Origin of the sequence: Mycolicibacterium setense, from assembly GCF_000805385.1 — a bacterium.
Taxonomy (GTDB): Bacteria; Actinomycetota; Actinomycetes; order Mycobacteriales; family Mycobacteriaceae; genus Mycobacterium; species Mycobacterium setense.
In genome coordinates, this window is record NZ_JTJW01000006.1 from 1,017,592 (window position 1) to 1,043,005 (window position 25,414).

General features: G+C 66.4%; 26 protein-coding genes. 22 read left to right on the forward strand and 4 right to left on the reverse strand.

What is annotated here, in order from left to right; genetic code table 11:
• The first annotated feature begins 41 nt into the window (after positions 1–41).
• Genes QQ25_RS15625 through QQ25_RS15655 form a run of 7 tightly spaced genes read left to right on the forward strand, consistent with a single transcriptional unit; the run spans position 42 to position 6,382 of the window.
• Positions 42–902 carry a helix-turn-helix transcriptional regulator gene (locus tag QQ25_RS15625; RefSeq protein WP_162627806.1) on the forward strand — a complete coding sequence of 287 codons (861 nt, stop codon included), beginning with the start codon at positions 42–44 and terminating at the stop codon, positions 900–902.
• Positions 899–2,332 (forward strand): Fe-S cluster assembly protein SufB, encoded by a 1,434-nt coding sequence (gene sufB, locus QQ25_RS15630; RefSeq protein ID WP_029107576.1) that lies wholly within the window; start codon positions 899–901, stop codon positions 2,330–2,332. The genes QQ25_RS15625 and sufB overlap by 4 nt, the downstream gene beginning before the upstream one ends.
• Positions 2,333–3,541, forward strand: coding sequence for a Fe-S cluster assembly protein SufD (gene sufD / locus QQ25_RS15635; RefSeq protein ID WP_039379488.1), 1,209 nt, complete (start codon positions 2,333–2,335; stop codon positions 3,539–3,541).
• On the forward strand, positions 3,538–4,311 hold the full coding sequence (gene sufC, locus QQ25_RS15640; protein WP_039319803.1) for a Fe-S cluster assembly ATPase SufC: 774 nt from the start codon (positions 3,538–3,540) through the stop codon (positions 4,309–4,311). Before sufD ends, sufC begins: the two co-directional genes overlap by 4 nt.
• A 24-nt stretch (positions 4,312–4,335) precedes the next feature.
• Positions 4,336–5,589, forward strand: coding sequence for a cysteine desulfurase (locus tag QQ25_RS15645; protein WP_039379489.1), 1,254 nt, complete (start codon positions 4,336–4,338; stop codon positions 5,587–5,589).
• Positions 5,586–6,044, forward strand: coding sequence for a Fe-S cluster assembly sulfur transfer protein SufU (sufU, locus tag QQ25_RS15650; protein ID WP_039319807.1), 459 nt, complete (start codon positions 5,586–5,588; stop codon positions 6,042–6,044). The genes QQ25_RS15645 and sufU overlap by 4 nt, the downstream gene beginning before the upstream one ends.
• Positions 6,041–6,382, forward strand: a complete 342-nt coding sequence (locus QQ25_RS15655) for a metal-sulfur cluster assembly factor (RefSeq protein WP_039319810.1) — start codon at positions 6,041–6,043, stop codon at positions 6,380–6,382. Before sufU ends, QQ25_RS15655 begins: the two co-directional genes overlap by 4 nt.
• A gap of 82 nt (positions 6,383–6,464) precedes the next feature.
• Here QQ25_RS15655 and QQ25_RS15660 read toward each other — a convergent pair whose 3' ends face one another.
• Positions 6,465–6,713, reverse strand: a complete 249-nt coding sequence (locus QQ25_RS15660; protein WP_039319812.1) for a hypothetical protein — start codon at positions 6,711–6,713, stop codon at positions 6,465–6,467.
• A 260-nt stretch (positions 6,714–6,973) separates the two neighbouring features.
• On the opposite strand from QQ25_RS15660, the gene QQ25_RS15665 reads away from it, so the two are divergent.
• The 5 genes from QQ25_RS15665 (at position 6,974) to QQ25_RS15685 (ending at position 11,018) form a co-directional block, all read left to right on the forward strand.
• Positions 6,974–7,657, forward strand: coding sequence for a DUF8548 family protein (locus tag QQ25_RS15665; protein ID WP_039379490.1), 684 nt, complete (start codon positions 6,974–6,976; stop codon positions 7,655–7,657).
• A 113-nt stretch (positions 7,658–7,770) separates the two neighbouring features.
• Entirely contained in the window at positions 7,771–8,145 is a 375-nt protein-coding gene (gene trxA, locus QQ25_RS15670; protein WP_039319816.1) for a thioredoxin, read from the forward strand.
• Between the two features lie 18 nt (positions 8,146–8,163).
• A complete protein-coding gene (locus QQ25_RS15675; protein WP_039379492.1) occupies positions 8,164–8,994 on the forward strand; it encodes an enoyl-CoA hydratase in 831 nt (276 codons plus the stop codon).
• A gap of 59 nt (positions 8,995–9,053) precedes the next feature.
• On the forward strand, positions 9,054–10,691 hold the full coding sequence (locus QQ25_RS15680) for an ABC-F family ATP-binding cassette domain-containing protein (protein ID WP_039379494.1): 1,638 nt from the start codon (positions 9,054–9,056) through the stop codon (positions 10,689–10,691).
• A 123-nt stretch (positions 10,692–10,814) separates the two neighbouring features.
• The gene (locus QQ25_RS15685; protein ID WP_407661803.1) at positions 10,815–11,018 is read left to right on the forward strand and encodes a helix-turn-helix domain-containing protein; all 204 of its coding nucleotides are present in this window, start codon (positions 10,815–10,817) and stop codon (positions 11,016–11,018) included.
• Positions 11,019–11,047: 29 nt separating this feature from the next.
• Here the strand turns inward: QQ25_RS15685 and QQ25_RS15690 are convergent, their stop codons facing one another.
• Positions 11,048–11,626, reverse strand: a complete 579-nt coding sequence (locus QQ25_RS15690; RefSeq protein WP_029107587.1) for a TetR/AcrR family transcriptional regulator — start codon at positions 11,624–11,626, stop codon at positions 11,048–11,050.
• A 68-nt stretch (positions 11,627–11,694) separates the two neighbouring features.
• On the reverse strand, positions 11,695–14,523 hold the full coding sequence (gene acnA, locus QQ25_RS15695) for an aconitate hydratase AcnA (protein WP_039379495.1): 2,829 nt from the start codon (positions 14,521–14,523) through the stop codon (positions 11,695–11,697).
• Between the two features lie 292 nt (positions 14,524–14,815).
• On the opposite strand from acnA, the gene QQ25_RS15700 reads away from it, so the two are divergent.
• The 9 genes from QQ25_RS15700 (at position 14,816) to QQ25_RS15740 (ending at position 24,032) form a co-directional block, all read left to right on the forward strand.
• Complete coding sequence (locus tag QQ25_RS15700; protein ID WP_039380013.1) at positions 14,816–15,400, forward strand: Rv1476 family membrane protein; 585 nt, start codon at positions 14,816–14,818, stop codon at positions 15,398–15,400.
• A gap of 224 nt (positions 15,401–15,624) precedes the next feature.
• Positions 15,625–17,073, forward strand: a complete 1,449-nt coding sequence (gene ripA / locus QQ25_RS15705) for an NlpC/P60 family peptidoglycan endopeptidase RipA (protein WP_052235837.1) — start codon at positions 15,625–15,627, stop codon at positions 17,071–17,073.
• 10 nt (positions 17,074–17,083) lie between these two features.
• Positions 17,084–17,779, forward strand: coding sequence for an NlpC/P60 family peptidoglycan endopeptidase RipB (gene ripB, locus QQ25_RS15710; RefSeq protein WP_039319827.1), 696 nt, complete (start codon positions 17,084–17,086; stop codon positions 17,777–17,779).
• 138 nt (positions 17,780–17,917) lie between these two features.
• Complete coding sequence (moxR1, locus tag QQ25_RS15715; RefSeq protein WP_039379499.1) at positions 17,918–19,081, forward strand: chaperone MoxR1; 1,164 nt, start codon at positions 17,918–17,920, stop codon at positions 19,079–19,081.
• Positions 19,078–20,022 carry a DUF58 domain-containing protein gene (locus tag QQ25_RS15720; RefSeq protein ID WP_039319830.1) on the forward strand — a complete coding sequence of 315 codons (945 nt, stop codon included), beginning with the start codon at positions 19,078–19,080 and terminating at the stop codon, positions 20,020–20,022. Before moxR1 ends, QQ25_RS15720 begins: the two co-directional genes overlap by 4 nt.
• A gap of 117 nt (positions 20,023–20,139) precedes the next feature.
• The gene (locus tag QQ25_RS15725; RefSeq protein ID WP_039379500.1) at positions 20,140–21,147 is read left to right on the forward strand and encodes a VWA domain-containing protein; all 1,008 of its coding nucleotides are present in this window, start codon (positions 20,140–20,142) and stop codon (positions 21,145–21,147) included.
• A 98-nt stretch (positions 21,148–21,245) separates the two neighbouring features.
• Positions 21,246–22,010 (forward strand): 3-oxoacyl-ACP reductase FabG1, encoded by a 765-nt coding sequence (gene fabG1, locus QQ25_RS15730; protein ID WP_039319834.1) that lies wholly within the window; start codon positions 21,246–21,248, stop codon positions 22,008–22,010.
• Positions 22,011–22,071: 61 nt separating this feature from the next.
• Positions 22,072–22,881 (forward strand): NADH-dependent enoyl-ACP reductase InhA, encoded by an 810-nt coding sequence (gene inhA / locus QQ25_RS15735; RefSeq protein ID WP_039379502.1) that lies wholly within the window; start codon positions 22,072–22,074, stop codon positions 22,879–22,881.
• Between the two features lie 131 nt (positions 22,882–23,012).
• Positions 23,013–24,032 (forward strand): ferrochelatase, encoded by a 1,020-nt coding sequence (locus tag QQ25_RS15740; protein WP_039380015.1) that lies wholly within the window; start codon positions 23,013–23,015, stop codon positions 24,030–24,032.
• 22 nt (positions 24,033–24,054) lie between these two features.
• Here the strand turns inward: QQ25_RS15740 and QQ25_RS15745 are convergent, their stop codons facing one another.
• Positions 24,055–24,912 carry an Rv1486c family protein gene (locus QQ25_RS15745; protein WP_039319837.1) on the reverse strand — a complete coding sequence of 286 codons (858 nt, stop codon included), beginning with the start codon at positions 24,910–24,912 and terminating at the stop codon, positions 24,055–24,057.
• 57 nt (positions 24,913–24,969) lie between these two features.
• On the opposite strand from QQ25_RS15745, the gene QQ25_RS15750 reads away from it, so the two are divergent.
• Entirely contained in the window at positions 24,970–25,404 is a 435-nt protein-coding gene (locus QQ25_RS15750) for an NfeD family protein (RefSeq protein WP_039319840.1), read from the forward strand.
• Positions 25,405–25,414 lie beyond the last annotated feature (10 nt).

A 25,414-nucleotide genomic window follows, 5' to 3' on the forward strand; every position in this document is an offset into this window, starting at 1 on the left:
CGGACTCTCCGCCGGGCAACGGTGGCCCAGGTCACGTAAGGGTGCCCTTGCTAGAACCCGGCGGGGAATTCCGTCACAATGGTGTTGTGAAAATACGTCGGGAGACCGCGGGCTCGGTTTCGAGCTCAGCTTCGGCCACGGTGCCGAAGCCGGTCAACGACGTGGTGCCGGTGTCCGACGGGCACACTCGCGGCGCGATCATCCATCTGTTGCTCGAGGGTCCCATCACGGCCGGCCAGATCGGTGACCGGCTCGGTATTTCGGCTGCGGGCGTGCGGCGTCACCTCGACGCCCTCATCGAGGCGGGTGACGCGCAGGCCAGTGCGGCCGCCGCGTGGCAGCACAACGGCCGCGGCCGGCCGGCCAAGCGATACCGCTTGACGGCTGCGGGTCGCGCCAAGCTGGGCCACACCTACGACGACCTCGCGGTCGCTGCGATCCGGCAGCTGCGTGAGATCGGCGGCAAGGATGCCGTGCGGACGTTCGCCCGGCGCCGCATCGACACCATCCTGGCGGGAGTAACCGAGGGGTCCGGTGACGTTGCACAAACTGCCGACCGGGTGGCGGACGCGCTGACCAAGGCGGGTTATGCGACCACAACAGCACCGGTGAGCGGGCCGCTCCACGGTGTACAGATCTGCCAGCATCACTGTCCGATCTCGCACGTCGCGGAGGAATTCCCGGAGCTGTGCGAGACGGAGAGCGAGGCCTTCGCCGAGATTCTCGGCACCCACGTTCAGCGCCTGGCCACCATCGTCAACGGCGACTGCGCCTGCACCACCCACGTTCCACTCGACATCGACAACACAGGCAGCACAAAAGATGTTCGGGGCACAGCCCACTCCCGGACAACCACGGTGATCCACCAAACCACAGCGACCAACCAAGGAGCGTCGACATGACGACCATCCCCGAAGCGGCACCACTGACCCAGGAAGAGACGATCGCCTCACTGGGTAAGTACGGCTACGGCTGGTCGGACTCCGACGCCGCGGGCGCCAGCGCACAGCGTGGTCTGTCCGAGGCTGTCGTGCGTGACATCTCCGCGAAGAAGAGCGAGCCCGAATGGATGCTCGATATTCGATTGAAGGCGTTGCGCACGTTCGACAAGAAGCCGATGCCGAACTGGGGCTCCAACCTCGAGGGCATCCACTTCGACAACATCAAGTACTTCGTGCGCTCCACCGAGAAGCAGGCCGCGACATGGGATGACCTGCCGGCCGACATCAAGAACACCTACGACAAGCTCGGTATCCCCGAGGCCGAGAAGCAGCGGCTGGTCTCCGGCGTCGCCGCGCAGTACGAGTCCGAGGTCGTCTACCACCAGATCCGCGAGGACCTGGAGGCTCAGGGCGTCATCTTCCTGGACACCGACACCGCGCTGAAGGAACACCCGGAGATCTTCAAGCAGTACTTCGGCACGGTGATCCCGGCCGGCGACAACAAGTTCTCCGCGCTGAACACGGCGGTGTGGTCGGGTGGTTCGTTCATCTACGTGCCGCCGGGCGTGCACGTCGACATCCCGCTGCAGGCCTACTTCCGGATCAACACCGAGAACATGGGCCAGTTCGAGCGGACCCTGATCATCGCCGACGAGGGCTCCTACGTGCACTACGTCGAGGGTTGTACCGCGCCGATCTACAAGTCGGATTCGCTGCACTCGGCCGTGGTCGAGATCGTCGTCAAGCCCGGCGCGCGGGTGCGCTACACCACGATCCAGAACTGGTCGAACAACGTCTACAACCTGGTCACCAAGCGGGCCCGGGCCGAGGCCGGCGCCACCATGGAGTGGATCGACGGCAACATCGGCTCGAAGGTCACCATGAAGTACCCGGCTGTGTGGATGACCGGTGAGCACGCCAAGGGTGAGGTGCTCTCGGTGGCGTTCGCCGGTGAGGGCCAGCATCAGGACACCGGCGCCAAGATGCTGCACCTGGCCCCGCACACGTCGTCGAACATCGTGTCCAAGTCGGTGGCCCGCGGCGGCGGCCGCGCGTCCTACCGCGGCCTGGTCCAGGTGAACAAGGGCGCCCATGGATCGCGTTCCAGCGTGAAATGCGATGCGCTGCTGGTCGATACCATCAGCCGCTCGGACACCTACCCGTACGTCGACATCCGCGAGGACGACGTCACGATGGGCCACGAAGCCACGGTGTCCAAGGTCAGTGCCGATCAGCTGTTCTATCTGATGAGCCGCGGCCTGACCGAGGACGAGGCCATGGCGATGGTGGTGCGCGGCTTCGTCGAGCCCATCGCCAAGGAACTGCCCATGGAATACGCGCTCGAGCTGAACCGGCTGATCGAGCTGCAGATGGAAGGCGCGGTCGGTTAAGTGACACAGAATCTCACCCAAGGAGCGGAGGCTGTGCCCAGCTCAGGCTCGACGTTGGCTGCCGCCAACAAAGGCGAGCTGTTCTCGTCCTTTGACGTCAACGCCTTCGAGGTGCCAGGCGGCCGCGACGAACTGTGGCGGTTCACCCCGCTCAAGCGGCTTCGCGGCCTGCATGACGGCTCCGCCGTCGCCAACGGCCATGCCGGCATCACAGTGACCGAGCGGCCCGGCGTGACCGTGGAGACCGTCGGCCGTGACGACAAGCGGCTCGGCGAGGGCGGTGTGCCCACTGATCGTGTTGCCGCGCAGGCATTCTCGTCGTTCGAGACGGCGACGGTGGTGACGGTCGGGCGCGACACCGAGGTGGCCGAACCGATCGAGATCGTGGTCGAGGGCCCCGGCGTGGACACCGTGGGCTACGGACACCTGCAGATCCGGGTCGAAGAACTCTCGCGCGCCATTGTGGTTGTCGACCTGCGGGGCAGCGGAACCTACGCCGACAACGTCGAGATCATCGTCGGTGATGCGGCCGGCCTCGGTTTGATCTGGATCGCCGACTGGGCCGACGACATGGTCCACGTCAGCGCTCACCACGCCAAGCTCGGCAAGGACGCGGTGCTCGGGCACGTCAACGTCACGCTCGGTGGCGATGTGGTGCGGACGTCGGCCACCGTGCGATTCACCGGCCCTGGCGGGGACGCCAAGATGCTCGGCACCTACTTCGCCGACGACGGCCAGTTCTTCGAGTCGCGGCTGCTGGTCGACCACGCCCAGCCCCACTGCAAGTCCGACGTGCTCTACAAGGGTGCCCTGCAAGGGGATCCGGACTCCAAGAAGCCCGATGCGCACACGGTGTGGATCGGCGACGTGTTGATCCGGGCCGAGGCCACCGGTACCGACACCTTCGAGGTGAACCGCAACCTTGTGCTCACCGACGGCGCCCGCGCCGATTCGGTACCCAACCTCGAAATCGAGACCGGCGAGATCGTGGGCGCCGGCCACGCCAGCGCCACCGGGCGTTTCGATGACGAGCAGTTGTTCTACCTGCGCGCCCGCGGTATCCCCGAAGACCAGGCCCGGCGCCTGGTCGTGCGCGGATTCTTCAACGAGATCATCGCCAAGATCGCTGTCCCGGAGGTGCGTGAGCGCCTGACCACAGCCATCGAAAGAGAACTTGCCATCACCGAATCGAAAGCAACGCACCAATGACCACTCTGGAAATCAAGGACCTGCACGTCTCGGTCAACGCCACCGAAGGCGCTGAGAACACCGAGATCCCGATCTTGAAGGGCGTCGACCTCACCGTGAAGTCGGGGGAGACCCATGCGGTCATGGGCCCCAACGGCTCCGGCAAGTCCACGCTGTCCTACGCCATCGCCGGGCATCCCAAGTACATCGTCACCTCCGGTTCGATCACCCTCGACGGACAGGACGTCCTCGAGATGAGCATCGACGAGCGGGCGCGCGCGGGCCTGTTCCTGGCCATGCAGTACCCGGTCGAGGTCCCGGGGGTGTCGATGTCGAACTTCCTTCGCACTGCGGCCACTGCGGTCCGTGGCGAAGCGCCGAAGCTTCGCCACTGGGTCAAGGAAGTCAAATCCGCGATGGAAGAGCTGGACATCGATCCGGCGTTCGGCGAGCGCAGCGTCAACGAGGGCTTCTCCGGTGGTGAGAAGAAGCGCCACGAGATCCTGCAGCTAGGCCTGCTCAAGCCGAAGATCGCGATCCTCGACGAGACCGACTCGGGCCTGGACGTCGACGCACTGCGCATCGTCAGCGAAGGCGTCAACCGTTACGCCGAGGCCGAGCACGGCGGCGTCCTGCTGATCACCCACTACACGCGGATCCTGCGCTACATCCAGCCGCAGTTCGTGCACGTGTTCGTCGGCGGACGCATCGTGGAATCGGGCGGGCCGGAGCTCGCCGACGAGCTTGAAGAGAACGGATACGTGCGTTTTACGCAGGCGGTCGGAGCCTGACACAGCGCGAACGCGAGGAGCAAAATGACCGTCGCACGGACTTTCGATCCCACCGTGCTGGCTGAGGTCAGGGCGGACTTCCCGATTCTGAGCCGGGTCATGCGCGGCGGAAAGCAGCTGGCGTACCTCGACTCTGGGGCAACGTCGCAAAAGCCGCTACAGGTGCTCGATGCCGAACGGCAGTTCCTGACCACTTCCAACGGCGCCGTGCACCGCGGCGCGCACCAGCTGATGGAAGAGGCCACCGACGCCTACGAGCAGGGCCGCGCCGACATCGCGGCGTTCGTCGGCGCCGAAACGGACGAGTTGGTGTTCACCAAGAACGCCACCGAGTCGATCAACCTCGTCGCATACGTGCTGGGGGACAAGCGCTTCGAGCATGCCGTCGGCCCCGGCGACGTCATCGTCACCACCGAGCTGGAGCACCACGCGAACCTGATTCCGTGGCAGGAACTCGCGCTGCGCACCGGTGCGACGCTGCGCTGGTACGGGGTGACCGACGACGGCCGCATCGACCTGGATTCACTGGAGCTCGACGAGCGCGTGAAAGTGGTGGCTTTCAGCCATCATTCGAACGTCACGGGCGCGGTGGCCCCGGTGGACGAGCTGGTGTCGCGGGCCAAGGCGGTCGGAGCGCTCACGCTGCTGGACGCCTGCCAGTCGGTGCCGCACCAGCCGGTGGACTTCCACGCTCTCGATGTCGATTTCGCGGCGTTCTCAGGCCACAAGATGCTCGGGCCGACCGGGATCGGTGTGCTCTACGGCCGCCGCGCCCTGCTGAATGCGATGCCGCCGTTTATCACGGGCGGCTCCATGATCGAGACCGTCACGATGGAGCGGACCACCTACGCGCCGGCCCCGCAGCGCTTCGAGGCGGGCACCCCGATGACCTCGCAGGTGGTCGGATTGGCAGCGGCGGCACGGTATTTGAGCGATATCGGCATGGAGACGGTGGAAACGCACGAAGCCGAGCTGGTAGCGGCCGCGCTGGAAGGCCTGGGTTCGGTGCCGGGAGTGCGGATCATCGGTCCGCAGTCCATGGAACTCCGCGGATCGCCGGTCAGTTTCGTGGTCGACGGGATCCACGCCCACGATGTCGGGCAGGTGCTCGACGACGAGGGCGTTGCGGTCCGTGTCGGGCACCATTGCGCCTGGCCGCTGCACCGTCGCTTCGGGATTGCCGCCACGGCCCGCGCGTCCTTCGCGGTGTACAACACGCTCGACGAGGTCGACCGCCTGGTGGCCGGCATCGAACGCGCCGTGGAGTTCTTCTCGTGAAAATGGAACAGATGTACCAGGAAGTGATCCTGGATCACTACAAGCACCCGCACAACCGCGGGCTGCGGGAGCCGTTCGCCGCCGAGGTGCATCACGTCAACCCGACCTGTGGGGACGAGGTGACGCTACGGGTCACGCTCTCCGACGACGCCGAAACGGTGGCGGACATCTCCTATGACGGGCAGGGTTGTTCCATCAGCCAGGCCGCCACTTCGGTGCTCACGGACCAGGTCATCGGGCAGAGCGTCGGCGACGCCGTCAAGACGGTCGAGGCCTTCACCGAGATGATTTCCTCGCGCGGCAACGTCGAGGGGGACGAAGATGTACTCGGTGACGGCATCGCCTTCGCCGGTGTCGCCAAATATCCGGCGCGGGTGAAGTGCGCGCTGCTCGGTTGGATGGCATTCAAAGACGCGCTGGTGCAGGCCAGCGATGACGTGAAGGAACAGCGATGAGCGAGACCACTTCCGACGAACTGCTCGCAGATGTCGAGGAAGCCATGCGTGACGTGGTGGATCCCGAGCTGGGCATCAACGTCGTCGACCTGGGTCTGGTTTACGGACTCAACGTCGAACAGGGCGATGAAGGTGCGGTCGCGCTGATCGACATGACGCTCACGTCTGCCGCCTGTCCGCTGACCGATGTGATCGAGGATCAGTCGCGGACCGCGTTGGTGGGCGCGGGTCTGGTCAACGAGATCAAGATCAACTGGGTGTGGAACCCGCCGTGGGGCCCGGACAAGATCACCGACGACGGCCGCGAACAGCTGCGCGCGCTCGGTTTCACCGTCTGAGGCGGGACCTGCCCGGGCGCGTGTCGATCGGGTCACATGACATGGGCCGCCGTGTGTGGATCACGGCGGCTCATTTGTCTTACTAGCCCACAGGTGGATTCTCGCCCGACGGACCGTACGGTCCGTTCTGCGGGGTTTGACCGTTGCTGCCGGGTGCCTGCGCCGGCGGTGACACCACGACGTTGGCACTACCAGGGCTTTGGCACACCGTGGCGGTTGGGGTCTTGGTGCACGGCGGTTGCTCCGCAGCCGCAGTGGGTCCCAGAGCGACGGCGCCGGCGGCGACGCCCGCGGCCAGAATCTGCGTGGCGAGCAACAGTGGTTTGGACATAGACACCTCCTCAGGCGCACTTTGAGTTGGTGACCGCCGGTGCCGACCCGACCGGCGGTGTTGCGTCGGGCGGTCCAGCAACTGCCGGCAGCCCTCATCGGCAATCTTTGTCGAGTACCCGTGTGGATGAACTCCGAACCCCGCGAGCCTGTGGACAAACCAGGGTTTCGCGGCGATTTCGCTCTGATCGTGTCGGGCGCCGTCAATAGCTTCGCCGGCAATGGGACCGAACGGTTCTCACTGAAGGGGAAGGCATCGTCATGAACACCGAAATCGACCAACTGCGCACGTCCTGCGAGCGGGACCTCGGCGCTCCGGCAGGCTGGCCCGAGCCGACGGCGTATCCGAAGTCTTTGGCGCTGTGCATCATTGACGCGATCTACGTCACCGGAGCACGTCACCAGACCGTTGAGAAGGTGGTGGAGCGTTACCGCAGTCATCGGGCAGGGCAGGGAGGCGACGCCGACACCGACGGTGCCGCCGACCTCCTGGCGAGCGTCCACGAGGTCGGCGGCCCGGAACCGTGGGCGTCGACGATCGGCAACCGGCGTCCCACCTCGACTGCCAAGAACGCGCCGCTGCGGGCGACCGCGCTCGTTCAGGCTGCGCAGGCACTCATCGAGCTGGGTATCGAGACCGCCGCGGACCTGCGCGCGGCGGCCGGGGACGCCGAGCGCTGCGGGCGGGCCAGAGCAGCATGGTGCGCGGTGCCCGGGCAACGCTCAGGCTTCACCTGGGGGTATCTCGTGTTTCTCGCGCAGTCACCCGAGGCCGGCATCGACACCGTGGTGGCCGGTTACGTGGTCCGTGAGGTCGGTGCGGCTGACCCCGCCGCGCTGCTGCGTGCCGTGGCGGACCGCGCAGGCTGGGATCTCAGCGCGCTTCACACCGCCATCTGGCGGTTCGAATGGGGACGCCGTCGTGACCTGCCCTCGTCTGCCTGATCCGGGCACGAACACGCGCTGAAGTGTCCGGGCGCCACGGGTGAAACCGCGTTCGCGGCCCGGCACTGAAATATGGTGGGAACAGGCCGTCAAGCCCCGACGTTAGGAAAAGTGTGACTACGCAGGACATCACCGCAGACCAGTTCAACGACATCGTCAACGGCAATGACATCGTGCTGGTGGATTTCTGGGCGTCGTGGTGCGGACCGTGTCGTGCGTTCGCGCCGACGTTCAAGGCCGCTTCCGAGCAGCACCCCGACGTCATCTTCGCCAAGGTGGACACCGAGGCCGAGCAGGGTCTCGCCGCGGCGGCCGACATCCGGTCCATCCCCACCCTGATGGCGTTCAAGAAGGGCAAGTTGGTCTTCAACCAGGCCGGAGCGCTGCCGCCTGCGGCACTGGAGGACCTGCTTCAGAAGATCAAGGACTTCGACATCGACGCAGCCATGAAAGAGCAGGCCGCCCAGGACGACGCCGAACAGGTGTGACGCCCGGCACGCGATAGCGTGCTGTCCGTGACTGCGCAGAACGAATTCGTCCTGGTCGACCGTTCCCGGCCGGACGTGGCCCTGGTGACCCTCAACCGTCCCGAGCGGATGAACTCGATGGCGTTCGACGTCATGGTTCCGCTCAAGAGCGTCCTGGAAGAACTGCGCTACGACAACAGCGTGCGCGTCGTGGTGCTGACCGGGGCCGGTCGAGGGTTCTCGTCCGGGGCGGATCACAAGTCGGCGGGTTCGGTGCCGCACGTCGCCGGTCTGACCAGACCGACGTATGCGCTGCGGTCGATGGAGATCCTCGACGATGTGATTCTCGCCCTACGGCGGCTGCACCAGCCGGTGATCGCCGCCGTGAACGGTGCCGCCATCGGGGGCGGCCTGTGCCTGGCTTTGGCCTGTGACATCCGCGTCGCCGCCGAGGGCGCCTACTTCCGCGCCGCGGGGATCAACAACGGGCTGACCGCCAGTGAGCTGGGCTTGTCCTACCTGCTGCCGCGGGCCATCGGGTCGTCACGCGCGTTCGAGATCATGTTGACCGGCCGCGACGTCGACGCGCAGGAGGCCGAACGGATCGGTCTGGTGTCCAGTGTGGTGGCCGAGGAGGCACTCCTGGACACCTGTTATTCGATGGCGGACGGTATGGCGGCGTTCTCCCGACCGGGTATCGAGTTGACCAAGCGCACACTTTGGAGTGGACTGGACGCCGCTAGCCTGGAGGGGCACATGCAGGCCGAAGGCCTGGGACAACTCTTCGTGCGCCTGCTCACCGCAAACTTTGAGGAAGCGGTTGCCGCGCGCGCGGAGAAGCGGCCACCGGCTTTTACCGACGAGCGCTAGCGCGAGGAGCCGACCGGCACCGACGAGAAGTAACGACATCAACCTAGGAGGACCGCAGCGTGATCACCGCAACGGACCTGGAGGTCCGCGCCGGCGCGCGCACGCTGCTGTCCATCGAGGGCTCTGCGCTGCGGGTGCAGCCTGGCGACCGGATCGGCCTGGTCGGACGCAACGGCGCGGGCAAGACCACCACCATGAGGATTCTGGCGGGTGAGGGCGAACCCTACGCGGGCACCATCTCGCGGACCGGTGAGGTCGGTTACCTGCCGCAGGATCCGCGTGAAGGCAATCTCGACGTGCTGGCCCGCGATCGCGTGCTGTCGGCCCGCGGCCTGGACGCCTTGCTGGCCGACCTGGAGAAGCAGCAGGCGCTGATGGCCGAAGTCGCCGACGACGCCGCCCGTGACAAAGCGGTGCGCCGCTACGGGCAACTGGAGGAGCGGTTCTCTGCGCTCGGCGGGTATGCCGCCGAGAGTGAGGCCGGGCGCATCTGTGCCAGCCTCGGCCTGCCCGACCGGGTGTTGACCCAGCCCCTACGCACACTGTCTGGCGGTCAGCGTCGCCGGGTGGAACTGGCCCGCATCCTGTTCGCGGCTTCAGAAGGATCGGGCGCCGGGTCCAATTCTGGCACCACCTTGCTGCTGGACGAGCCGACCAACCACCTCGACGCCGACTCGATCGGCTGGCTGCGCGGCTTCCTGCACAACCACACCGGTGGTCTCGTCGTCATCAGCCACGATGTCGATCTGCTCGCCGAGGTCGTGAACCGGGTGTGGTTCCTCGATGCGGTGCGCGGCGAGGCCGACGTCTACAACATGGGCTGGCAGAAGTATCTGGACGCGCGTGCCACCGACGAACAGCGTCGGCGCCGCGAACGGGCCAATGCCGAGAAGAAGGCGGGCGCGTTGCGGACCCAGGCGGCCAAAATGGGCGCCAAAGCCACCAAAGCTGTTGCGGCTCAAAACATGTTGCGCCGCGCTGAGCGGATGATCGCCGAACTCGATGCCGAGCGGGTGGCCGACAAGGTGGCCCGGATCAAGTTCCCCACGCCGGCTCCGTGCGGCAAAACCCCGTTGGTGGCCAAAGGGCTGACGAAGACCTACGGATCGTTGGAGATTTTCACCGGGGTGGACCTGGCCATCGACCGCGGTTCGCGGGTGGTGGTGCTCGGCCTCAACGGTGCGGGCAAGACGACCCTGCTGCGGTTGCTCGCCGGCGCCGAGACGCCCGACGCCGGAGCCTTGGAACCCGGGCACGGCTGCAAGGTCGGCTATTTCGCCCAGGAACACGACACTCTCGACAACGATGCGACCGTCTGGGAGAACATCCGCCATGCCGCGCCGGACACCGGCGAGCAGGATCTTCGGGGCCTGTTGGGCGCGTTCATGTTCACCGGCCCGCAACTGGAGCAGCCCGCAGGAACATTGTCCGGCGGCGAGAAGACGCGATTGGCACTGGCCGGTCTGGTCGCTTCGACAGCCAATGTGTTGTTGTTGGACGAGCCGACCAACAACCTCGACCCGGCCTCACGGGAGCAGGTCCTCGATGCGCTGCGCAGTTACCAGGGCGCGGTGGTGCTGGTTACCCACGATCCGGGCGCGGCCGAGGCCCTCGATCCGCAGCGGGTGGTGTTGCTTCCCGACGGCACAGAGGACTTCTGGTCCAGTGAATATCGGGATCTCATCGAGCTCGCCTGACCGCGAAACCTCAAGAACCACCACGTCTTCGAGAGCGTAAATATAAGACGTTGGACAAATCGGCCCATCGGTGTGTGTGGTGTTTCTACTGTGGGTACCCGTCGGGACATCACAAGCGGGGAGATGTTCATGAGGGAAACGAACAACAAGGATCGCGGCGAACTGCTGGCTGAACTTCGTAAGGCTTACGAGGGAGGTGCCAGCATCCGTTCGTTGGTGGCTGCGACCGGACGTTCCTATGGCTCAGTCCACAGCTTGCTGCGTGAGTCCGGAACGAAGATGCGCAGCCGCGGCGGTCCCAACCACCGCACGCGGGTCCGTGCGTGACGAGCGGAACGCCTGTGCGATAGCCGAATTCAGCTGTCCGACGGCGTCTGTTGGCGCACACTGTCCTCGACGAGGTCCAGCACCGCGGTGAGGTTCTTCGGATCCTCGCCGGAGGCGATCCTGGCGACCAGGCCGTCGAGGACCAGGTCCAGATAGATGTGCAGAACCGCGCTCGGTACGTCGTCGCGCAGCCGGCCGGCCTGCTTCTGGCGCCGTAGCCGTTCGGTGATGGCGGCGTCCAACTCGGCCGACCGTTCCGCCCAGCCTCGGTGAAAGGCCGGATCGTTGCGCAACTTTCGCGCGATCTCCAGCCGGGTGGCCAGCCAGTCGAACTGTTCGGGTGCGGCGAGCATGTTACGCATCACCTGGATCAATCCCTCGCGGGCGGCCACCTCCGCCATCCGCTCCGCGTCCTCGCGGGCCAGTTCGAAGAACAAGGTGTCCTTGTCCTTGAAGTGGTGAAAGATTGCGCCGCGCGACAGCCCGATGGTTTCTTCGAGCCGCCGCACGGTCGCACTCTCGTACCCGTACTGACCGAAGCAGCGCCTGGCGCCGTCGAGAATCTGACGGCGCCGGGCGGCGAGATGGTCGTCGGTTACCCGCGGCACTTAACTCACACTCCTCGTGCGAGCGTTCGTCGGCGTTACCATCTCCGCTTCGATGTAGCTGATCAGGACTACTTCGACTTCAGCATGTTGCGCAGCACGTACTGCAGGATGCCGCCGTTGCGGTAGTAGTCGGCCTCGCCGGGGGTGTCGATGCGGACCACGGCGTCGAACTCCACCGTTGAACCATCGTCCTTGGTCGCGGTGACGTGGACGGTCTTCGGCGTCTTGCCCTCGTTGAGCGCCTCGATACCGGTGATGTCGTAGACCTCGGTGCCGTCCAACTTCAGCGACGCGGCCGACTCGCCCGCCGGGAACTGCAGCGGGATGACGCCCATGCCGATCAGGTTCGACCGGTGGATGCGCTCGAAGGACTCGGTGATCACGGCCTTCACGCCGAGCAGCACCGTGCCCTTGGCCGCCCAGTCGCGCGACGAGCCCGACCCGTACTCCTTGCCGCCCAGGACGACCAGCGGGATGCCGGCCTCCTTGTAGTTGACCGACGCGTCGTAGATGAACGCCTGCGGGCCACCATCCTGGGTGAAGTCGCGAGTGTATCCACCGGAGACGTCGTCGAGCAGCTGGTTCTTCAGCCGGATGTTGGCGAAGGTGCCGCGGATCATCACCTCGTGGTTGCCGCGACGCGACCCCAGCGAGTTGTAATCCTTGCGCTCAACGCCATTGGCGTCCAGATACTGCGCGGCGGGCGTGCCGGGCTTGATCGAGCCGGCCGGGCTGATGTGGTCGGTGGTCACCGAATCACCCAGCAGGGCAAGCACTCTGGCGCCCTTGATATCGGTCACCGGCTGCGGCTCGGCGGGCATGCCGTCGAAGTACGGGGCCTTGCGCACGTAGGTCGACGCGTCGTCCCACTCGAAGGTGTTGCCTTCCGGCGTGGACAGCGAACGCCAGCGGTCGTCGCCCTTGAACACGTCGGCGTAGGAGTCGGTGAACATCTCCCGGCTGATCGAGGACGCGATGGTCTCCTCGATCTCCTGGGCCGACGGCCAGATGTCCTTCAGGAAGACGTCGTTGCCGTCCTGATCCTGGCCCAGCGGATCGGTCTCGAAGTCGAAGTCCATGGTGCCCGCGATGCCGTAGGCGATGACCAGCGGCGGGGACGCCAGGTAGTTCATCTTGACGTCGGGGGAGATGCGGCCCTCGAAGTTGCGGTTACCGGAGAGGACCGCGGTCACCGACAGGTCGTTGTCGTTGATGGCGGCCGAGATCTCGTCGGGCAGGGGCCCGGTGTTGCCGATGCAGGTGGTGCAGCCGTAGCCGCCCAGGTAGTAGCCCAGCTTCTCCAGGTACGGCCACAGGTTGGCCTTGTTGTAGTAGTCGGTGACGACCTGCGAACCCGGCGCCATGTTGGTCTTGACCCAAGGCTTGGAGGTCAGCCCCTTCTCGACGGCCTTCTTGGCCAGCAGCGCCGCGCCGAGCATGACCGACGGGTTGGAGGTGTTGGTGCAGGAGGTGATGCCGGCGACGACGACCGCGCCGTGGTCGAGCACGAAATCGCCGCGCTCCTCGGAGTGCACGGTGATCGGCTTGGACGGCCGGCCCTCCGCGCCGTTGGCGGCCGACGGCCGGGCGTCGACGGCACCGTCATCGGCGAAGGACAAGGAGACCGAGTCGCTGGCCGGGAAGGACTCGTCGACCGCCTCGTCGAGCTTGGTCTCCGGGGTCGGCAGGTTCTCCTCGACGTAGTTGTGGATGTCCTTGCGGAACGCGTTCTTGGCATCCGACAGCTCGATGCGGTCCTGCGGGCGCTTCGGACCGGAGATCGACGGCACCACGGTGGACAGGTCCAGCTCCATGTACTCGGAGAAGGCCGGCTCCTTGTCCGGGTTGTGCCACATGCCCTGCGTCTTGGCGTAGGCCTCGACGAGCGCCAGCTGCTGCTCGCTGCGCCCGGTCAGCCGCAGGTAGTTGATGGTCTCTTCGTCGATCGGGAAGATCGCTGCGGTGGAACCGAATTCGGGGCTCATGTTGCCCAGGGTGGCGCGGTTGGCCAGCGGCACCTCGGCCACGCCGTTGCCGTAGAACTCGACGAACTTGCCGACCACGCCGTGCTTGCGCAGCATGTCGGTGACGGTGAGCACGACGTCGGTGGCGGTAACGCCGGGCTTGATCTCACCGGTCAGCTTGAAGCCGACGACGCGGGGAATGAGCATCGAGACGGGCTGGCCCAGCATGGCGGCCTCGGCCTCGATACCGCCGACGCCCCAGCCCAGCACGCCCAGGCCGTTCTCCATGGTGGTGTGGCTGTCGGTGCCCACGCAGGTGTCGGGGTAGGCCACCCCGTCACGCTCGAACACCACTCGGGCCAGATACTCGATGTTGACCTGGTGCACGATGCCGGTGCCCGGGGGGACGACCTTGAAGTCGTCGAACGCGCCCTGGCCCCAGCGCAGGAACTGGTAGCGCTCGGAGTTGCGCTCGTATTCGAGTTCGACGTTGCGCTCGAAGGCGCCGGCATTGCCGAAGACGTCGAGGATCACCGAGTGGTCGATGACCATCTCCGCCGGCGAGAGCGGGTTCACCTTGTCCGGGTCCCCACCCAGGGCAGCGACCGCTTCGCGCATGGTGGCCAGGTCGACGATGCACGGCACACCGGTGAAGTCCTGCATCAGCACGCGGGCCGGGGTGAACTGGATCTCGATGCTCGGCTCGGCCGAGGGATCCCAGTTGGCGATGGCCTGGATGTGGTCCTTGGTGATGTTGGCGCCGTCTTCGGTGCGCAGCAGGTTCTCCGCGAGCACCTTGAGGCTGTAGGGCAGCTTTTCGGTACCGGGCACCGCATCCAGGCGGTAGATCTCGTAGCTCTTGTCCCCGACAGTCAATGTGTCGCGGGCACCAAATGAGTTAAGGGACGAATTTTCCGTATTCTCGCTGCTCACATCAACTCCCGGCTAGATCTCGCGCCGACGGGCTGTGTCGGCGGCGTTCCGATGTTAACAGTACGCTTGTCCTGCATAGCCCGGTGGGCCGGGGTCCAGTCTTCTCTTGTCCCGTTCTGGTTGCTACCCCGCGGGAGTGATCGGTGATATCCGGCGCGCGTCGCGCGCGCTTCGTCACGCCGGCGTGGCACCTGGCTCCGAGCGTCACTCCGGCGTGACGATCGGCGGTCGATGCGGTGACGATTCCCGTGTCGCCTCGCAGGCGCAGACCGACGCGGCGTACCGTGCTGGCGTGACCGGACCCCATGTCATTCCGTTCCTGCCGGCCTATATCCCGGTCGAGGTGTGCGACACCGTCGGGATCGATCCGGGTCAACCAGACGGGGTTGCCAAGTGCATGGCAGCAGTGCAGGCGGACGTTCGAGACGACGGCGTGAGTGCCCCCGACGCCCATGTAGAGGCCCTGCGGCAGGTTGTCAGCGATGCCCGCCAGGGCGGGGTCGACCTCAAGATCGTGGTGCTGCCGCAGAACCCCGGCATCGACACGCCGCTGCGCGATATCGCCACCGAGGTCGGTGAGGCCAATCCCGGCGCGACGGTGCTCGCGTTGAGCCCCTCGTTCGCCGGTACGTACAGCCCGACGATCGACCGGGTGACTTTGGAAGCCGGTCAGGACGTTGCCAAGACGGGTAATCCCGTGTTGTCGGCGAAGAATTTCGTCGGCGAGATTTCGACCCCCGACTTTCCCTGGACCGCGTTGACAATTGCGTTGACTCTGGGGGTCGCCGCAGCGGCTGCGCTGACTCGCGTTCTGCAGGTGCGCAGCAAACGAATTGCCGGGTCAGGCACCTCGAGCGCCCCCGCTGTCGAGGTCTGAAAGACCCCTCGAACATTCGTTCGGGTATTCGTCCAATATCACTAATTGGTCACACTATTCGCAATTACATTCTTGTAATTCGTGACTAAAGTTTCTTTGGCTACAGATGTGACGTACGGTGCAATCGGTACCCATTGTTGCAGTTGTGCTTGATGTGACTTCTGTGCAAAGGCCCCGAGCAAACGCCGGTACGCCGGCGTTGAGCCATAGGAGACTTGAGTCGAATGAGACGCATCGTTGGCGTCCCGCGCAGGCGAGGAGCAGGTCCGGGAACGGCGTCGCGTCAGCGCGGCCGTTTCTGGGCCGTGCCCCTGACTGCGGCGATGCTCTTGGCCACGGCTTTGTCGGGGGGTGCCCCGGCCGCGGCGGATCCGGGCGGACCCGACCAGATCGCAACGCTCGTCGCCGCGGTGGCCAACGCCGACCAGAAGCTGCAGGAGCTGGGCGCTGCCATCCAGACCCAGCAGGAAGCCGTCAACAAGGCGATCGTCGAGGTGCAGGACGCCCGCGATGCGGCCGCGACCGCACAACAGGAGGTCGAAGCCAGCCAGCAGGGCATCGCCGACGCCACCAACGCCATCGCCCAGGCGCAGAAGCGGTTCGACACGTTCGCCGCGGCCACCTACGTCAGCGGACCCTCCGGCTCGTACCTGACCGGGTCCGACCCCGGCGACATCGTCAACACTGCCGCCACCGGACAGACGCTCGCAGCCAGCAGTGAAAGGGTCATCGCCGATCTGCAGCGCGCCCGCACCGAGCAGGTCAACCGCGAGTCGGCCGCCCGGCTCGCCAAGCAGAAGGCCGACCAGGCCACCGTCAACGCCCAGACAAGCCAAGACAGCGCCGTGGCCGCACTGCAACAGGCGCAGCAGACATTCAGCGCCCAGCAAGGTGAGCTGAACCGGCTGACCGCCGAACGGGCGTCGGCGCAGGCCCAACTCGCCCAGGTGAACAAGGCGTCGGCATCGAGTGCCCCAACCGCGCCGGCACCGGGCCGGCCGCCGCAGGCCGCGGCGGGGGATTGGGACCGGGCCCCGGCAGCGCCCGCCCAAGCGGGCCAGAAGTGGGACACCGCATGGGATCCCACGCTGCCGGCGATTCCGAGCGCATTCGTCAGCGGCGACCCGATCGCCATCATCAACACGGTCCTGGGGATCTCGTCGACCTCGGCGCAGGTCACCCAGAACATGGGACGCCAGTTCCTCCAGAAGATGGGCATCCTGCCCACGCCGACCGGCTTCACCAACGGGGCGATTCCCCGGGTGTACGGCCGGCAGGCATCTGAATACGTCATCCAGAGGGCCGGTTCCCAGATGGGGGTTCCGTACTCGTGGGGCGGCGGCAACGCCGCCGGTCCCAGTCGCGGGATCGATTCGGGGGCCAACACGGTCGGGTTCGACTGCTCGGGCCTGATCCTCTACGCGTTCGCCGGCGTCGGCATCAAGTTGCCGCATTACTCGGGCTCGCAGTACAACGCCGGCCGCAAGATCCCGTCATCGCAGATGCGGCGCGGCGACGTGATCTTCTACGGCCCCGGTGGCAGCCAGCACGTGACGCTCTACCTCGGCAACGGCCAGATGCTCGAAGCGCCCTACACGGGTTCACACGTCAAGATCTCGCCGGTCCGCACCAGCGGGATGACCCCGTACGTCGTCCGCTACATCGAATACTGATGGGAATACCTTGCGCTCCTTCGTCTTACGGTGCCTGATCCTGATCGCCGCAACTGCGTGTGCGGCGATCAGTCTGGTGACGCCGGCCAACGCCGCGCCTGACGACGGGCAGTGGGATCCGACCCTCCCGAAGATCGTCAGTTCCGGGGCGCCCGGCGACCCGGTGGCGATCGCGAATGCTTCGTTCCAGGTCAGCCAGATCGCATTGCAGACCACCCAGAACCTCGGTCAGCAGTTCCTGCAGACCATCGGGCTGGCACCGAAAACGGCTGCCTCGACATTCCCCGGCGGGCGAGTCCGGGGCCCGCAGGCCATCGAATACGCGATCAAGCGCGGGGGTTCCCAGATGGGCGTGCCGTACTCGTGGGGTGGCGGCACGCTGACCGGTCCCGGCCCGGGTGTGGATTACGACGCGGGCAAGGTCGGCTACGACTGCTCGGGGTTCACCCGCTACGCCTTCGCCGGGGTCGGAGTGCAGATCCCCAAGTACTCCGGAGACCAGTACAACACCGGCCGCAAGGTGCCGGTGGCCCAGGCCAAGCGCGGCGACCTCCTGTTCTGGGGGCCGGGTGGCAGCCAGCACGTGGCGATGTACCTCGGTGGTGGCAAGATGCTGGAGGCATCCGGAAGTGCGGAAAAAGTGACGGTCAGTCCGGTCCGCACCGCGGGCATCCAGCCTTATGCGGCCCGCATCATCGAATCCTGAGGGGAAGCTGAACTCTTCCGGCCAGCGTCGACGGATCTCGAAGTGCCTGGAATAGTTGACGGCGGGCACCCGATCGCCCGATAGCGCACAAAGCATGACCAGCGTTTTGTAGTAGCCGAATACCGTGGGAGGAAGTTGATGACGTCACCGAGTGGACCGCCGCAGGGCGCCGGAGGTTATCCCGGCTCGAGCCCGGCGCCGGGCTTCCCGCCCGGATCGACCGGATCCCATGCCGCGCCGGCGGCTCCGCAAGCAGCCACCAACGGCAATCTGCAGGCGGAGGTGCACACCCTGGAACGCGCCATCTTCGAGGTCAAGCGGATCATCGTCGGCCAGGACCAGCTCGTCGAGCGGATGCTCGTCGGACTGCTCGCCAAGGGCCATGTGCTGCTCGAGGGCGTGCCCGGTGTGGCCAAGACCCTGGCTGTCGAGACGTTCGCCAAGGTCGTCGGCGGCACGTTCGCCCGCATCCAGTTCACTCCTGACCTGGTGCCCACCGACATCATCGGTACCCGCATCTACCGGCAGGGCAAGGAAGACTTCGATATCGAGCTCGGCCCGGTCGTGGTCAACTTCCTGCTCGCCGACGAGATCAACCGTGCGCCCGCCAAGGTGCAGTCGGCCCTCCTCGAGGTGATGGCCGAGCGCAAGATCTCCATCGGCGGCAAGACGTTCCCGCTGCCGAGCCCGTTCCTGGTGATGGCCACCCAGAACCCGATCGAGCAGGAAGGCGTCTACGCCCTTCCCGAGGCCCAGCGCGACCGCTTCCTGTTCAAGCTCAACGTCGACTACCCGACGCCGGAGGAAGAGCGCGAGATCATCTACCGGATGGGCGTCAAGCCGCCGGAGCCCAAGCAGATCCTGAACACCGGCGACCTGCTGCGCCTGCAAGAGCTCGCGGCCAACAACTTCGTGCACCACGCCCTGGTGGATTACGTGGTCCGGATCGTCACCGCGACGCGCGAGCCCGAGAAGTTCGGCATGCCCGACGCCAAGGCCTGGATCGCCTACGGTGCTTCGCCGCGTGCGTCGCTCGGCATCATCGCGGCGGCCCGCGCGCTCGCGTTGGTGCGCGGCCGTGACTACGTCATCCCGCAGGACGTCGTCGAGGTGATCCCCGACGTGCTGCGGCACCGTCTGGTGCTGACCTACGACGCATTGGCCGATGAAGTCTCGGCGGAGACCGTGGTCAACCGGATCCTGCAGACAGTCGCCCTGCCTCAGGTGAATGCGCTTCCGCAGCAAGGGCATTCGGTTCCGCCCGCCGTTCCCGCCGCCGCCGGCGCGGCCAGCGGGCGGTGACGGGCTCAGCAGGCCGCACCGTCGACCTGCCGTCGCTACAGCGCGGCGAGATCCGCGACCCCGCGCTCACCGCTGCGCTGCGCAAGCTTGAGCTGACGGTTCGGCGCAAGCTCGACGGCGTGCTGCACGGCGACCATCTCGGACTGATACCGGGTCCGGGTTCGGAGCCCGGGGACTCGCGGATCTACCAGCCGGGCGACGATGTGCGCCGGATGGACTGGTCGGTGACGGCGCGCACGATGACGCCTCACGTGCGGCAGATGATCGCCGACCGCGAGCTCGAGACCTGGCTGGTGGTGGACATGTCGGCCAGCCTGGACTTCGGCACCACCAGCTGTGAGAAGCGCGACCTGGCCGTGGCGGCCGCCGCGGCCATCACGTTCCTCAACAGCGGTGGTGGCAACCGGATCGGCGCGATCATCGCCAACGGTGATTCCGTGCGGCGGGTGCCCGCACTGTCCGGCCGGGTCCACGAGCAGGAGATGCTGCGCACGATCGCCACGATGCCCAAGGCCCCGACCGGGGTCCGCGGCGACCTGGCGGCGGCCATCGACGCCCTGCGCCGCCCCGAGCGCCGCCGCGGCATGGCGGTGATCATCAGTGACTTCCTCGGACCGATCAACTGGATGCGCCCGCTGCGCGCGATCGCCGGCAGGCACGAGGTGCTCGGCATCGAGGTGCTGGATCCGCGCGACGTCGAGCTGCCGGCTGTGGGCGATGTGGTGCTGCAGGACACCGAGACCGGTGTCACCCGCGATTTCACCATCGACGAGCAGCTCCGCAGTGACTTCGAGCGGGCGGCGACCGCTCACCGTGAAGAAGTGGCCCGCACGTTGCGGCGTTGCGACGCACCGCTGTTGAGCCTGCGTACCGACCGGGACTGGATCGCCGACGTGGTGCGGTTTGTGGCGAATCGGCGGCGCGGCGCGGCAGGCCGATGAGCGCTTGCGCGAAGAGGAAACCAGCACGATGAGCGCTTGCGCGAAGAGGAAACCCGCACGATGAGCAACCGGTAGACGAACGCTTGATCAGCAACCAACCGAAATGACTTCTAGCACATGACATTACCGATTCTCGGTCCGATGAGCCTGACAGGCTTCGCGCACGCGTGGTGGTTCCTGTTCCTGTTCGTGGTGCTGGCCCTGGTGGCGTACTACGTCATCGTGCAGCGCGCACGCAAGCAGCGGGTCCTGCGGTTCGCGAACATGGAGCTGCTCGAAAGTGTGGCGCCCAAACAGCCCACCCGGTGGCGGCATCTACCCGCGGCTCTGCTGGCGGTCTCGCTCGTGCTGTTGACGGTGGCGATGGCCGGTCCCACCCACGATGTGCGGATTCCGCGAAACCGCGCGGTGGTGATGCTGGTGATCGACGTATCGCAGTCGATGCGTGCCACCGACGTCGCGCCGAGCCGGTTGGCCGCCGCCCAGGAAGCCGCCAAGCAGTTCGCCGATCAGCTCACCCCGGGGATCAACCTGGGTCTGATCGCCTACGCCGGGACGGCGACCGTGCTGGTGCAGCCGACGACCAATCGCGACGCCACCAAGAACGGCCTGGACAAGCTTCAGCTGGCCGACCGGACCGCCACCGGTGAGGGCATCTTCACGGCCCTGCAGGCGATCGCCACCGTCGGCGCGGTGATCGGCGGCGGCGACGAGAAGCCGCCCGCACGCATCGTGCTGATGTCCGACGGCAAGGAGACCGTGCCGTCCAACCCGGACAATCCCAAGGGCGCCTACACCGCGGCGCGCACCGCCAAGGATCAGGGCGTGCCGATCTCGACGGTGTCCTTCGGTACGCCGTACGGCTACGTCGAGATCAACGATCAGCGCCAGCCGGTACCGGTCGACGACGAGATGCTCGGCAGGATCGCCAAGCTGTCCGGCGGCGACGCCTTCACGGCGTCCAGCCTCGAACAGCTCAAGGAGGTGTTCACCTCGCTGCAGCAGCAGATCGGGTACGAGACCATCAAGGGCGACGCCAGCCTGGGCTGGTTGCGGCTCGGTGCGTTGGTGCTGGCGGTGGCGGGTGTGGCGGCACTGCTGATCAACCGCAGACTGCCTGGTTGAGCCGACTTCGAGATCTACGTCATGGTTGTGAATTCGCACGTACGACAGCCCTGGTGTCGATTTCGGCGATCCATGGCTCACACGTTAAGTTGGCGGGCATGAGTGACGCTGTTGTCTCCGAGACCGCCACCACCGAACCCGGCGGCCGGCCCGCTTTCGTTTCCCGTTCCGTACTGGTCACCGGTGGAAACCGGGGGATCGGCCTGGCCATCGCGCAGCGCCTGGCCGCCGACGGGCACAAGGTGGCCGTCACCCACCGCGGCTCCGGTGCGCCCGAGGGCCTGTTCGGCGTCGTGTGCGACGTCACCGACAACGAGGCTGTCGACCGGGCGTTCAAAGAGGTCGAGGAGCACCAGGGCCCCGTCGAGGTCTTGGTGTCCAACGCCGGGATCTCCCAGGATGCGTTCCTGATGCGGATGACCGAGGAGCGGTTCGAGAACGTCATCAACGCGAATCTCACCGGGGCGTTCCGAGTGGCCCAGCGGGCCTCGCGCAGCATGCAGCGCAAGCGTTTCGGCCGGATCATCTTCATCGGCTCGGTCTCGGGCATGTGGGGCATCGGCAACCAGGCCAACTATGCGGCGGCCAAGGCCGGCCTGATCGGCATGGCCCGCTCGATCTCGCGTGAGTTGTCGAAGGCAGGCGTCACCGCCAACGTCGTGGCGCCCGGTTACATCGACACCGAGATGACCCGTGCCCTGGACGAGCGGATTCAAGCCGGTGCCCTGGAATTCATCCCGGCCAAGCGGGTCGGCACCGCCGAAGAGGTCGCCGGGGCGGTCAGCTTCCTGGCCTCCGAGGATGCCGGCTACATCGCCGGTGCGGTGATCCCGGTGGACGGCGGCATGGGTATGGGTCACTGACCAAACGATCTGGATCGCAAGAACTTTCGCTCAACTCTTCACCGAAGTAGGAGTCAGGACAATGTCAGGTTTGCTCGAAGGCAAGCGCATTCTGGTCACCGGGATCATCACGGACTCGTCGATCGCGTTCCACATCGCCAAGCAGGCCCAGGAGGCCGGCGCTGAGCTGGTGCTCACCGGGTTCGACCGGCTCAAGCTGATCCAGCGCATCGCCGACCGGCTGCCCAAGCCGGCGCCGCTGCTGGAACTCGACGTGCAGAACGAGGAGCACCTCGGTTCGTTGGCCGGGCGCATCACCGAGACGATCGGCGAGGGCAACAAGCTCGACGGCGTCGTGCACTCGATCGGCTTCATGCCGCAGACCGGGATGGGCGTCAACCCGTTCTTCGACGCCCCGTACGAGGATGTCGCCAAGGGCATCCACATCTCGGCCTACTCGTACGCCTCGCTGGCCAAGGCCACGCTGCCGGTGCTGAACCCCGGCGGCAGCATCGTGGGGATGGACTTCGACCCGACCAGGGCGATGCCGGCCTACAACTGGATGACGGTGGCCAAGAGCGCGCTGGAATCGGTCAACCGCTTCGTCGCGCGTGAGGCCGGGCCGTTCGGGGTGCGCTCCAATCTCGTTGCCGCCGGCCCGATCCGGACCCTGGCGATGAGTGCGATCGTCGGCGGGGCGCTGGGTGCCGAAGCCGGTGATCAGATGCGGCTGCTCGAAGAGGGCTGGGACCAGCGGGCGCCCGTCGGCTGGAACATGAAGGATCCGACGCCCGTCGCCAAGACCGTGTGTGCGCTGCTGTCCGACTGGCTGCCCGCCACCACCGGCACCATCATCTACGCCGACGGCGGCGCCAGCACCCAGCTGCTCTGATGACCACTCTCGCGCGGAGCCGGCGGTTCTGACTTGTTCTCTGCCGAAACCGCATTCCAGCAGGTGTGCACTCGCACGAATCCTGCCGGAATGCGGTTTCGCGGTTTATGGGGTGTGGAGGAGGCGACGTGATCGAGTTTGACGCCGTTCTGCTGCTGTCGTTCGGGGGACCCGAGGCGCCGGAACAGGTGATGCCGTTCCTGGAGAACGTGACCCGGGGGCGCGGCATCCCGGCCGAGCGGTTGGCTGACGTCGCCGAGCACTATCTGCATTTCGGCGGGGTGTCTCCGATCAACGGGATCAATCGGGCGCTGATCGAGCAGCTGCGCCTGCAGCTGCCCGGGCTGCCGGTCTACTTCGGCAACCGGAACTGGGAGCCGTTCGTCGAAGACACGGTGGCGACGATGCGCGACAACGGGATTCGCCGTGCCGCGGTGTTCACCACCTCGGCCTGGGGCGGGTACTCCAGCTGTACCCAGTATGTCGAGGACATCGCCAGGGCGCGTACCGCGGTGGGCGCCGACGCGCCCGAACTGGTGAAGCTGCGCCAGTACTTCGACCATCCGTTGCTGGTGGAGATGTTCGCCGACGCGATCAAGGCCGCGGCAGCCACTCTTCCTGTCGAATTGCGTGGCGAGGCCCGGCTGGTTTTCACCGCGCACTCGGTTCCCGTCGCCGCCGACGAGCGGCACGGTCCACGGCTCTACAGCCGGCAGGTCGGCTATGCGACTCGGTTGGTGGCCGCCGCCGCGGGCTATCAGGAGTTCGACCAGGTGTGGCAGTCGAGGTCGGGCCCGCCCCGGATCCCGTGGCTGGAGCCCGACGTCGCTGACCACCTGACTGCCTTGGGCCAGAAGGGAACCCGGGCGGTCATCGTGTGCCCCATCGGGTTCGTCGCCGACCACATCGAGGTGGTGTGGGATCTCGATTACGAGTTGCGACAGCAGGCCGAGGCGGCAGGCATCGCGTTCGCACGTGCCAGTACCCCGAATGCGGACCCACGTTTCGCTCGGTTGGCGGCGGGGCTGATCGAGGAGCTGCGCACCGACGCGGCACCGCTGCGCGTGGAGGGCCCGGAGCCGGTGGCCGGCTACGGATTCAGCGTCAACGGGGCGCCTTGCTCGCCGCACTGCTGCGGGACACCGTCCTGACGCGCCACGTCAGACCGAAACGCTAATCCCGCCAGGCGGATTGCAGGATTACCTCGAGGGCCGCCAACCGCGCCGAGCGCACCACCTGGGCCAGCGGCCGCATGGCATCGCCGGCGATCTGCACCTCAGAGGAACTCTGCAGGCCGATCGGCATCAGGCCCGAGCTCACCGTGATGATCGCCTCCACGTGGCTTGCGTTCTGCAGTACCCGCACCGCCCGTGTCGGGGCGTGGTCGGGGATCCGGTGAATCCGTTCGGCGTCGAGGATGTCCTCCACCATGCCGCGCGGATCTTCGACGTCCACGCCGATGCCGGCCCGCAACGCGACCAGGGCGTCGGCCGCAGAGCGCACCGCCGAACGCAACTGGTACTCGGCGTCGCCGAGATCGTGGTGCTGCGGCGGCGGCAGGACCGGCAGTGAGTACACGGTCCACGACAGCGCCTGCGGTTCGGGGTCGAAACCGGATTCGGCTTCCACGTCATCGAATTCGTAGTACTCGAACTCCGGCACCAGCCCCACACCGTCCAACTCGTCGTGGGTCACGAGCACCGCTTCGCCGACCGTGAGCGCATCCCGCTGGAACTGCGAGCCCGCGGGCAATCCGCGGACGTCGCCGGGTACCGGCAGGGCCACCCTGATCGAGGGCCTGGTGCCGGATCTACCGACGGCCGTGCGCAGGGTCTGCAGCAACGACACCGAGCCGGAGTCCTCCAACTCGGGCCAGGGCAGGCCGGTGCGGACCGCGGCCTGCGAGTCGTACGCGGTCACAGAATGCATTGGTGCCCACTGCGATAGCGCATCCAGGACGTCGTCGGGCGCAGCCGCGCCGGCAAGCCAGGCGTTGGCCCATATCGAGAGAGTTGCACTTGGACACCACATGATCCTGGCAGTGTAATTGTCGGCCGCCGATCAGGCCTGATTCGCTAGGGTGGGCTCATGGCCGCACCGCTGATCTGGCTCATCGTGGCGCTGGGACTCGCCGGGGCGGAGGCACTGACCGGCGACATGTTCCTGCTCATGCTGGCCGGTGGTGCGCTGGCGGCGACCGGCTCGAGCTGGTTGTTCGATCTGCCGATCTGGGCCGACGGCGTGGTGTTCCTCGTGGTGTCCGTGCTTTTGCTGGTGTTGGTCCGGCCCGCACTGCGCCGCCGATTCGAACTCGGGCAGGGCCTTCCGGACCCGGTCAAGGCGCTGGAAGGCAAATCCGCACTGGTGCTGGACCGGGTGGCCGAGCATGCGGGGCAGGTCAAACTCGATGGCGAGGTCTGGACGGCGCGTCCGCTCAATGACGACGATGTGTACGAGCCGGGCGACCACGTGACGGTCATGCGGATCGACGGTGCCACCGCAGTGGTGTTCAAGGCTTTGTAAACCTCAGGAG